Origin of the sequence: Sphingopyxis sp. (assembly GCF_036402335.1) — a bacterium.
In the GTDB taxonomy this organism is placed as follows: domain Bacteria; phylum Pseudomonadota; class Alphaproteobacteria; order Sphingomonadales; family Sphingomonadaceae; genus Sphingopyxis.
Window position 1 is genome coordinate 1 of record NZ_DASWTD010000337.1, and the last position, 9286, is coordinate 9286.

Annotated in this window: 13 protein-coding genes; 6 read left to right on the top strand and 7 right to left on the bottom strand. The window is 63.4% G+C overall.

Going from position 1 to position 9286, the window contains the following annotated elements; translation table 11 throughout:
• The 3 genes from VGD20_RS10365 to VGD20_RS10375 all read left to right on the top strand — a co-directional run.
• Nucleotides 1-396, top strand: a 396-nt coding sequence (locus VGD20_RS10365) for a sigma-70 family RNA polymerase sigma factor (RefSeq protein ID WP_331134369.1), incomplete at its 5' end; no start/stop codon positions are given.
• A 10-nt stretch (nucleotides 397-406) separates the two neighbouring features.
• Entirely contained in the window at nucleotides 407-1345 is a 939-nt protein-coding gene (locus VGD20_RS10370; protein ID WP_331134370.1) for an RNA polymerase sigma factor, read from the top strand.
• A gap of 574 nt (nucleotides 1346-1919) precedes the next feature.
• Nucleotides 1920-2363 carry a MucR family transcriptional regulator gene (locus VGD20_RS10375; protein WP_331134381.1) on the top strand — a complete coding sequence of 148 codons (444 nt, stop codon included), beginning with the start codon at nucleotides 1920-1922 and terminating at the stop codon, nucleotides 2361-2363.
• A gap of 220 nt (nucleotides 2364-2583) precedes the next feature.
• Here the strand turns inward: VGD20_RS10375 and VGD20_RS10380 are convergent, their stop codons facing one another.
• The 3 genes from VGD20_RS10380 to VGD20_RS10390 form a co-directional block, all read right to left on the bottom strand.
• Complete coding sequence (locus VGD20_RS10380) at nucleotides 2584-2847, bottom strand: DUF7662 domain-containing protein (RefSeq protein ID WP_331134371.1); 264 nt, start codon at nucleotides 2845-2847, stop codon at nucleotides 2584-2586.
• 77 nt (nucleotides 2848-2924) lie between these two features.
• Nucleotides 2925-3194: a hypothetical protein gene (locus VGD20_RS10385; protein WP_331134372.1), complete on the bottom strand. Its 270-nt coding sequence runs from the start codon at nucleotides 3192-3194 to the stop codon at nucleotides 2925-2927.
• Between the two features lie 41 nt (nucleotides 3195-3235).
• Complete coding sequence (locus tag VGD20_RS10390; RefSeq protein WP_331134373.1) at nucleotides 3236-3403, bottom strand: hypothetical protein; 168 nt, start codon at nucleotides 3401-3403, stop codon at nucleotides 3236-3238.
• Between the two features lie 9 nt (nucleotides 3404-3412).
• On the opposite strand from VGD20_RS10390, the gene VGD20_RS10395 reads away from it, so the two are divergent.
• Nucleotides 3413-3694 (top strand): hypothetical protein, encoded by a 282-nt coding sequence (locus VGD20_RS10395; RefSeq protein ID WP_331134374.1) that lies wholly within the window; start codon nucleotides 3413-3415, stop codon nucleotides 3692-3694.
• 326 nt (nucleotides 3695-4020) lie between these two features.
• Here the strand turns inward: VGD20_RS10395 and VGD20_RS10400 are convergent, their stop codons facing one another.
• From VGD20_RS10400 to VGD20_RS10410, 3 genes are all read right to left on the bottom strand, one after another.
• Nucleotides 4021-4347: a hypothetical protein gene (locus tag VGD20_RS10400; RefSeq protein WP_331134375.1), complete on the bottom strand. Its 327-nt coding sequence runs from the start codon at nucleotides 4345-4347 to the stop codon at nucleotides 4021-4023.
• Between the two features lie 96 nt (nucleotides 4348-4443).
• Nucleotides 4444-4659, bottom strand: coding sequence for a conjugal transfer protein TraD (locus tag VGD20_RS10405; protein ID WP_331134376.1), 216 nt, complete (start codon nucleotides 4657-4659; stop codon nucleotides 4444-4446).
• A gap of 22 nt (nucleotides 4660-4681) precedes the next feature.
• Nucleotides 4682-4987 carry a conjugal transfer protein TraD gene (locus VGD20_RS10410; RefSeq protein WP_331134377.1) on the bottom strand — a complete coding sequence of 102 codons (306 nt, stop codon included), beginning with the start codon at nucleotides 4985-4987 and terminating at the stop codon, nucleotides 4682-4684.
• A gap of 173 nt (nucleotides 4988-5160) precedes the next feature.
• Here VGD20_RS10410 and traA point away from each other — a divergent pair, with 173 nt between their 5' ends.
• Both traA and VGD20_RS10420 read left to right on the top strand, forming a co-directional pair.
• Nucleotides 5161-8112 (top strand): Ti-type conjugative transfer relaxase TraA, encoded by a 2952-nt coding sequence (traA, locus tag VGD20_RS10415; RefSeq protein WP_331134378.1) that lies wholly within the window; start codon nucleotides 5161-5163, stop codon nucleotides 8110-8112.
• 9 nt (nucleotides 8113-8121) lie between these two features.
• Nucleotides 8122-8580, top strand: coding sequence for a hypothetical protein (locus VGD20_RS10420; protein WP_331134379.1), 459 nt, complete (start codon nucleotides 8122-8124; stop codon nucleotides 8578-8580).
• Between the two features lie 455 nt (nucleotides 8581-9035).
• Here the strand turns inward: VGD20_RS10420 and VGD20_RS10425 are convergent.
• Nucleotides 9036-9286, bottom strand: a 251-nt coding sequence (locus VGD20_RS10425; protein ID WP_331134380.1) for a hypothetical protein, incomplete at its 5' end; no start/stop codon positions are given.

A 9286-nucleotide genomic window follows, 5' to 3' on the forward strand; every position in this document is an offset into this window, starting at 1 on the left:
CAGGAGGTGTTCGCACGGTTGCTCGGCAGCGGGGCGCTTGAACGCCTCGAAAATCCGGCCGCCTATCTGTCGCGGATCACCCGCAACCTGCTGATCGATCGCTCCCGCCGGAAACAGCGCGGCCAGCGGATCTTCTTTCCACTCGACGAGGACCGTATCCCGCCGACGCCGCCCGAACAGACACGGCGGATCGAGGCGATCGACTTGCAGCGCCTCTATCGGCGTACCGTTCGCGCGATGCCACCCAAGACCCGTCGCGTCTTCGTGATGCACCGCGTCCGCCGCCTGACCTACAAGGAAATCGCCGCCGAGCTTGGCGTCTGCATTCAGACCGTCGATTACCATATGATGCGCGCGCTCGCGCTCTGCCGCGTGGCCATCGCGGCGCAATGGTGAGGCGCTGATCATGACCGACAAGCGCCGCCGCACCGCGATATTGAGCCTGCCCGCGCTCCCGCGCGCGCTGTTCCTGCTCCATAACTTCTACGGCGTCGAAATCGGCGCGATGGCAGAGGAGCTTGGGACGGATAGCGACATCATCAACGCCTGCCTTGCCGACGCGCGCGCGATCGTTCGAGCGCACGTCTGCTATACAGACCCGGTGCCCGACATGAGGTCGGCGACCGCCGCCTTGCAGGCGCGGTTGCAGCGCGACTATCGGCAATCGATCGCGACCGCTTTCGCCGAAAGCGGCTATCCGGGCGACATCGCGTGGCCCGATCCGATTGCCGACATCGCAGCCGATCAGGAAGCGGCGGCGGTGTTCCTCGTCGCACAGTTGCCGACGGCGCTACGCACGACAGTCGCGCGGTCGCGCCGGGCCGATGTTGCCACGATCGATCAATGGCGCTTTGTCGGACCGTGGCGCCGGCGTCGGCGCGACCGCCTGTGGCGCGTCAACGACGCGCTCCGATGCGCGGGCTGGCAACCGTTCGACGAATGGCTGGCCGACCGCCTCGTTCCCGATCATCTCTACCCGCACGGCTATGCGGAGTACTGCCGACGGCGGCGCCCCTTGCCGGAGGAAAAGCCGATGACGGTGGCCGAAGCCGATGGGAAGGAGATGGCCGACATGGTGCAGGTTCCGGGACGGCTGCTCGACCAACCCGAGCTTACCCAGCAGGTGTGGGTTCTCTTCCATCATTATGGCCGGTCCTATGAAGAGATCGCTCGGCGGCTTGGCATCAGCCGTGCCAGTGTCAAACGACGCCGGAAGCAGGCATGGTATGCGATCCTCGGCGAGACCTATCCGTCGCTGGCCTCACGCATTCGCTTCAACCTCATGGTGAAACGGCTGTCGTTCGAATGGCGATGGGAGATCATCCGATCCGCGCTTTACGGATAAGGGATCGATACACCGCTTGCCGCACCACCCTCGAAGCGGGCACGCCATGCGTGCCTGTTACTGGCCGATAGATTACGCGCGCTGATGGAGAATGGGGCAGGCCGGGGTGCGGTTCGTCGCAAACCGGCTTGGAAATCAATATCTGGTTAACCATTGTATCGGACGATAGCGGCATCGCAATTCGGATGCCGCCTGCCTCCTTACCCCCCACAACCGGCGGCATCACGAAGGGCGGCGCGACATAGCTGATCCCTTGTTCGCGCCGCCCGTTCGCTTTCGCCCGCCCGGCGGAAGCAATGAAGGGTCCCGCCCCCTGACAGAACCCTTCGACCTCGCTCGCGGGGAGATTGGAGCGAGGCCATCTCGTGCCACTTCGTTGCCCTGCAAAATGCCCCGCCGGTCGGCGGGGCAGGTTCGGTAAGGGTCACTTGGAAACCAGGAATGTGATCGCCGATGCAACGCGCCGGCGGCGCGCTGGTTCCCTGTGTCCGCCTCGGAACTCCGATCCTTGAAGCAACGGCAAGATGCGTGCATGTCAATGACTGGCGAATATTTCGGGGACTGCGAGAAAGCGATGGAGATTACGATGGAAGATCAGGAAATGCTCGTCACGCTGACGGCCGATATTGTCGCGGCGCACGTCAGCAACAACAGCGTTGCCATATCGGATATTCCGCTCGTCATTCGATCGGTGCATGATGCGCTTGCAGGTCTTGGCAGTGCCGAAGAACCGGAAGTCAAACAGGAGCCGGCCGTCTCGATCCGCGCATCGGTGAAACCCGATTACATTGTCTGTCTCGAAGACGGGAAGAAGCTCAAGATGCTGCGGCGCCATCTGATGACGCATTACGGCATGACCCCCGAAGACTATCGCGCCAAATGGAAGCTGCCGAAGGATTACCCAATGGTCGCGCCGAACTATGCCGAGAAGCGCCGCGTGCTGGCGAAGGCGATCGGTCTCGGCACCAAGGGCCGCGGCCGCGGGCGTAAGAAGACCATCACGCGCCGCGCGAAATAACCGTCAGACCTTGGTGTCGGCCTGCCGGTCGCGCGCATCGACGATCCTTACCGGTCGCGAGGCCACCGAAAGCTCTATCTGGAACAAGAAGTAATCAGGACTGGAGGCGGTTCACCTCCGGTACTTCACGATGTCAGCTTGGATTGCTGTTCTTGACTTTGGTATAGGGGACGAACTCGTCAAGCCCGACCCAGCCTGACGGCCATCCGCGAGCCGGTCGTCACCTTCGCGGTCGTATGTTGCATCGCCCGAAGATGACGAACTCCTCTTGCTCGATCAGCCGCGCCTCGAAACCGGCGTCGAGCCAGGCGCGTGATTGCACGCCGGAGCGGTCATCGCACCACCAAGCTATATTGGCTGCGGCCTTGGGCAGCGGCGCTCCGATCAGGCCCTCGATCTGTGCGAGCGTGAGTTCCACTTCCTGTCCGCCGTTGCGAACGGCCCACCGGCGCAGGAATACACCAAGGGCGTCATATTTGCCCATACGCCATCCTTTCCAGCCGGACACATCCTGCGGTCAGCCTGCGCGTCTGCCAGAAGCAGGCATGGAGGCGGCGCGGTTCAAGCACGCGGCAAGGTGAGGAGAATGACCGGCGGAAAGCCTCCCCCTTTGGTCGTAAGATAGGGCTGCCCCGACGATTCATTTTGCCTGACGATGACGTCGACCTCCTCGTTCCCGAAATGCACCCAAAAGCGATGCGTTCCATCGCTGATCCAATCGATGATCTGGTCGACGAGAAACAGGCTGGTGCCGACCTGCACCGCGTCGACGTGGTGCGTGCGCATATTGCCTCCCGCCTGACGGACGGCGACAATCTCGTAATCAGCCATGCTTCACCTCCATCGGCACACGCCGCGGAAAGGATCGCTGGTCAGGCGGTCGTTTCGGCTTGCTGGTCGAGCGCATCAGCGATCATCGCCGAGAGCGATTCCTCGGCACGGATGCGTGCAACCGGGTCTTTCGCATCGAGATCGCGCCTGATCCACTGCGGCGCGCGCTCGACCACCCGGAGAATGGTGTCGGTCAGTTCCCGCGTCATGGCGCGCTCATGGCATCGGAGGCCATTGTCAGGCAACGACTTTGCGGTGAATGCCAGCAGCGCGGTCGAGTCTTCCCTGTCCTCAATTCCAGCACCAACTTTATCGCCAAAAGATTGTCGGTGCCGCGATCGGCAGCTATCCATGAAGGCATGGATCTGGATTTCATCAAACGCCTGTCAAGGACTCGCGCAGGCTTGGCCCTGTTGACGCTGGCCGCAGCCGCCGCGATCTTTCTCGCCGGGACGCGCGCTGGCGAGTTCATCGCCTTCGTGACAGGCGCCGCCGGATAACGTTGGCGTAGCAATAGCCGATTGCCCGCGATCCGCGACACCTTGCGCCGGGAATGGCGACCGCCATTTCCTCGACTGGTCCACATGCCCGACGGTAGCGCCCAATTATCCTGAGAAGCGCCGCGTGCTCGCGAAGGCGATCGGACTCGGCACCAAGGGGCAATGCGGTTGGCGACCGCGCCGTAAGAAATAGCGGCGAATCTCGGGCTGTCGCACCGGCGTGTTGATCGAGCACAGTCGCCGTTCGGCCCGAGGAGGACCATGCCGAAAAGCGTAATGCCGACATATGCCGCCGCCACGCGATATCCCGCACACCAAAGGGTCAATCAGTCCTTGAACAAGCGGGCGCTCAAGGCTTTTAGCGGCTTGCGTGCCAACTGAAGATAATACCACGCCAAGCCGGCACAACTGCCGAGTGCGAGCATGGCAATCAGGACCGGCGCGCTGGCCCATTGTTCGGCGGACATGGCGTTTGCGGCGTCGACGAGGCCCGGCGCAAATTTTGCGAATGCGTAGGCGTAAAAGGCGGCAACCGTTGATGCGCCGGCGCTGAAGAAGCAAAGCAGCCAGGTCGGCTGTCGCGTCCATTTCTTGGGCTTTCTGCGATTGCGTTCGAACGCGGTGACAAGTTTGCGGTAAGATTTCAGCATCATGTTTCTCCCGAGTTTAGGTTTCCGCCGAAAGGATTCGCTTTCTGCGAAGCCAAGCCTCCCGGACGGCGGGTGAGAACGCAATTGGAAACCGGATGCTCAGGGATCGAAAGCCCGTCGGCCGCGTCGGCGCCATAGCCGCAAATGCTGTTCGCGTTCGTCACCGCGTAGCTTTGCTGCCGCATCGACAAGCAACCCGAAGAGCACCGCGCGATCGTCGTCGGTCAGTTCGACGAGTTCGGCCTTAACGACGAGGCCGCCCAGTTCAACCAGTTGGCGCGTTCGCTCACGGCGTTTAACAACCCATTCGCGCATGTCAGTCCGCGCCTTTCGTGCTTCAAGCCGATGCCCCGCCGCCCGAGAGCGGTAGAGTGCCCTCCGGCTGATGCTCAGGTCGCGCCGCAGACCTGCGTACCGAGCGCTGAAAGAAGCCCGCGCCCGCCTTGCGCCAGCCCTCCTTCGTGTTTGGATCCTTCATCGCCACCGCGCCGAGCAATGCGCCGGCGAGCATGTCGGTGTCGATCGCATCGGCGCCGGTCGCGATGATGAGTTCGCCGAGTTGGCGAACACGGCGTTCCTTGAGCAGCTTTGCCTTGTCGGCGAGCGCTTGCAGTTCCGAATCAAAATCCCGTGGCTTACGCATCGCAAAGTCTCCATTGAGTGACGATGCAGCCATGATAGAAGAAGGACGCTGGTGATGCAGTAGAGTCGTCGGGACGTCGTGACACCGCCTAGTCCCTGCCCGGATTTTATTCGGGAAGGGCGCGCTTATACGTCGTGCCGACGTGCCCGTTTTGCTGTAAATGGTGCGCCCTCATGGCGATCTACCATTTCTCGGCAAAGGTTATTTCGCGCGCCGCCGGCAGCAGCGCGGTGGCAGCCGCAGCCTATCGTTCGGCCGACCGACTGCACGACGAGCGGCTTGGTCGCAGCCATGACTTCTCGAACAAGGCCGGCGTCGTGCACAGCGAAGTGCTGCTCCCTGAAGGTGCGCTCGAGGAGTGGCGCGACCGCGAGAAGCTCTGGAATGACGTCGAGGCGGCGGAGGTACGCAAAGACGCGCAGCTCGCCCGCGAGGTCGAGTTCGCGATCCCGCGCGAGATGACCGAGGCGCAGGGGATCGAGTTGGCGCGCGACTTCGTGGCGCGCGAGTTCGTCGAGCGCGGCATGATCGCCGATCTCAATGTCCATTGGGACATCGGTGCCGATGGGCTGGCGCGGCCGCACGCGCATGTGATGCTGACGATGCGCGAGATCCGCATTGGAGAAGATGGATCAGCCGAGTTCGGCGCCAAGGTGCGCGAGTGGAACCGCACCGAGCTTCTCACCCACTGGCGCGAAGCGTGGGCGGAACATGTGAACGAGCGGCTCGCCGGGCTCGACATCGATGCGCGCGTCGATCACCGCACACTCAAAGCACAGGGGATCGACCTTGAACCACGGCACAAGATCGGCCCTGCCGCGTCGCGCATGGCGGCGGAAGGATTGGAAGCTGACCGGGCCGGCGAGCATATCGAGATTGCCCGCGCGAACGGTGGCAAGATCATCGCCAACCCATCGATCGCGCTCGACGCGATCACGCACCGTCAGGCGACATTTACGAACCGCGACCTCGCCATATTCGTGCATCGGCAGAGCGACGGGAAGGATCAGTTCGATGCGGTGATGGCGGCGGTCAAATCGTCACCCGATCTGGTCGCGCTCGGTAAGGACGGGCGCGGCGAGAACCGCTTCACCTCGCGATCGATGGTCGAAACCGAACAACGGCTCGAACGCGCGACGGCGACGCTCGACGCGCGGCGCAATCACGCTGTTGCCGAGCGCCATCGCGAACGGGCGCTCGCGGGCGCGTCGGCGCGCGGGCTCGAGCTCTCGGCCGAGCAGCGCGGAGCGTTCGAACATGTCACATCGGCACGCGGCGTCAGTAATGTCATCGGTTATGCCGGAACGGGGAAGAGCGCGATGCTCGGTGTCGCCCGCGAGGCGTGGGAGACGGCGGGCTATCAGGTACAGGGAGCAGCCTTGTCCGGCATCGCGGCCGAAGGGCTCGAGCATGGCTCGGGGATCGGCTCGCGCACGCTCGCCAGCCTCGAGCACCAATGGGCCAACGATCGCGAACGGCTGACCGACAAACACATCCTCGTCATCGACGAGGCCGGCATGGTCGGCACGCGCCAGCTCGAACGCGTCGTGTCTGAAGCCGAACGCCAAGGCGCCAAGGTCGTGCTGGTCGGGGATCCGCAGCAGCTTCAGGCGATCGAGGCGGGCGCAGCGTTCCGCGCCGCGGCCGAGCGACACGGTGCCGTCGAGATCATCGACATTCGCCGCCAGCAGGAAGAATGGCAGCGCGAGGCGACGCGCGAGCTGGCGACGGGAAGGACGGGCGAGGCGATCGGTCGCTATGCCGAGGCCGGCTTTGTCCATGCGGCCGATACGCGCGACGCCGCGCGCGCGGAACTCGTCGATGCGTGGGATCGTGACCGGCAGGCATATCCCGACGCCAGCAGGATTATTCTCACCCACACCAATGATGAGCGCGAGCAGCTCAACGGCGCTGTGCGCGAGCGCCTCAAGGCGAGCGGGCCGCTCGGCAATGAGGTCGCGCTCTCCGTTGAGCGCGGCGAACGCGCGTTTGCGTCGGGCGACCGCATCATGTTCCTGAAGAACGAACGCGATCTCGGCGTGAAGAACGGCTCGCTTGGCAGCGTCGAAAGCGTGAGCCCGGCGCGCATGGCGGTGACGCTCGACGACGGGCGGCGCGTCGCGTTCGATCTGAAGAACTATGCCCATATCGATCACGGCTATGCCGCGACCATCCACAAAGCGCAGGGCATGACCGTCGACCGGGTCCAGGTGCTCGCGACGCAGGGGGTAGACAGCCACTCGACTTACGTCGCGCTGTCCAGGCATCGCGAGCAGGTCGATCTATATTATGGCCGCGACGATTTTGCGACCCGGAACAAGCTCGTGCGCGCCGCCTCGCGCGAGCGCGGCAAGGATATGGCAAGCGATTATCGGGCACCGACGCCCGCGAAGTCGACCGAGCCCAAGCGCGGCATGTTCGACGGGCTCAAGCTGAGCGTCTCGCGCGAGGCGCCGGACTCCGCGCCGCCCGAACGGCAGCGCCGGGTTAAGCTTGCCGACGTCCGCATCAGCGCCCGATCGATCGATGTCGAGCCGTCGCGCTCGCCGCTCGACAAGGCGGTCGAGCGTTTCGCGGGCATCACGAAGCAGATCGTCGATGTTCGGCGAGCCGGCGGAAAGGAACTGCCGCACGAGCTCGATGCCTATCGCACGGCCCGGGCGGAACTCGATGCGCTGCGCCCCGGGGGTGCGAGCGATCTGCGCGAGGCTTTCGGGAAGAGCTACCAGTTGACGAAGGAAGCGGCGGAGGGTCGGACCGCAGGCGCTATGGCGGAGATGGATCGCCGAGACGCCGGCCGCGCTGCCGAGCGTGCAGCCGCCGAACGTGCTGCGCGCGATCGCGTCCGGCTTGCCGCCGATACCGAGAAGCGGGCCGATCTGTTCGTTGCGACATGGAAGAAGGAGAGCGCGCGGGCGAAAGATGCACCGACCTACGCCGCGCGCGACGCGGCGCGCGCCAATCTCAACGACATGGCGAAGAGTCTGCACCGCGATCCGCAGCTCGAGTCGCTACTCCAGAATCGCCGCGCCCAGCTCGGGCTGAACGTTATGAGCACGAAAACGCTGTCTCAGGATCTCCAGCTAAGTCTAGGCCGTGGACGCGGCATGGGGATAGGGATGTAGGCTGCGTCCATGACCGAGAAACCAGCCAGCACGCCGCCGCCCACCGATGCCGCCGAAGCCTTTGAGGGACTCCGCGAGGAAATATCCTTGCAGCGTACCGCAATCCAAGGTCTCACAGCTGCCAAAGACAAGATTCCCGACTACTCACTCACCCTGCGCGACATGGCGTCGCGTCTCGGCCGGATGGAAAAGCAACTCGAGAGCATCAACGAGAAGCCGGCAATGCGGCTCACGCCACTCACGATCGCTGCCGAGATGCACGAAGGATTGATCACCTACCGGGCTGACGACCACAAGATCCTTGTGGAGGCGCGCGACGCGCTGGCGCGCTCGCTTGGCCGGGTCGAGGGCATGATCAAGCAGAAGCGATCGAACGACGAGCAGGACTGGTGGGTGGCCTGGGCAGCTACGGGCGGACTTCTTTTGGGGCTATTTTTCGCGCTGATCGGCGTTGCGGTTTTGAACTAGCTACCCGAAGGTGTGGGCAGCTTTGCGCCTATCTTGGACATAAACGTGGTCGGGAAGCGGCCCTAATAGCGGACATTGCGTTCGCGTAGCGCTCCGATTGGAAATCTAATCAGAAAGGGGGAGTTGACTGTTCTCTTCGTCATCCCCGCCGTCCGGGGTGCCGCTGATCATCAGCCTTACGCCGGTCCCGTCGAGCTTTGCAGATCCAATCCGACGGCGGCAACATCCTGCCTCATGTGACGACGCCCAGACGTGGACCTGCAAAGGCCGCATTCCTTCACAGCCACTCTGGTGCGGGGGCCGTCCGCGCCATCACGTCAACGAGGACGGCACGGAGACGCTCGACGTAATCCCGCGCCGGAGGGTCGTCCAGGGGCTTCATAGCAAGATTAGTTGGCGCCTCCGCGAAAAGATCACGCAGCAGTCCGCGCTCTAAACGGCGGACGCGTCAAGCGCTACGGTTTGGCGCCTGCCTGTTGAGCCTGAAACCAGTCGGTTTCCACACGTCCGGTCATTATGTTTCGGACCTCGTCCCCGGGGATGTGGGTTTTCGGATCCATCTCGACCAGATCAACGATATTGCCCAGATCTTGGTCCCGCTTTATGGATTCAACTTTAAACAGGCGCGCTTGCGGAAAGAGTATTTCGGCTTGTTTCTCGGTGGTCTCGGAGCAGATGTTTCGGCCGGTTTTATGATCGATCCGGA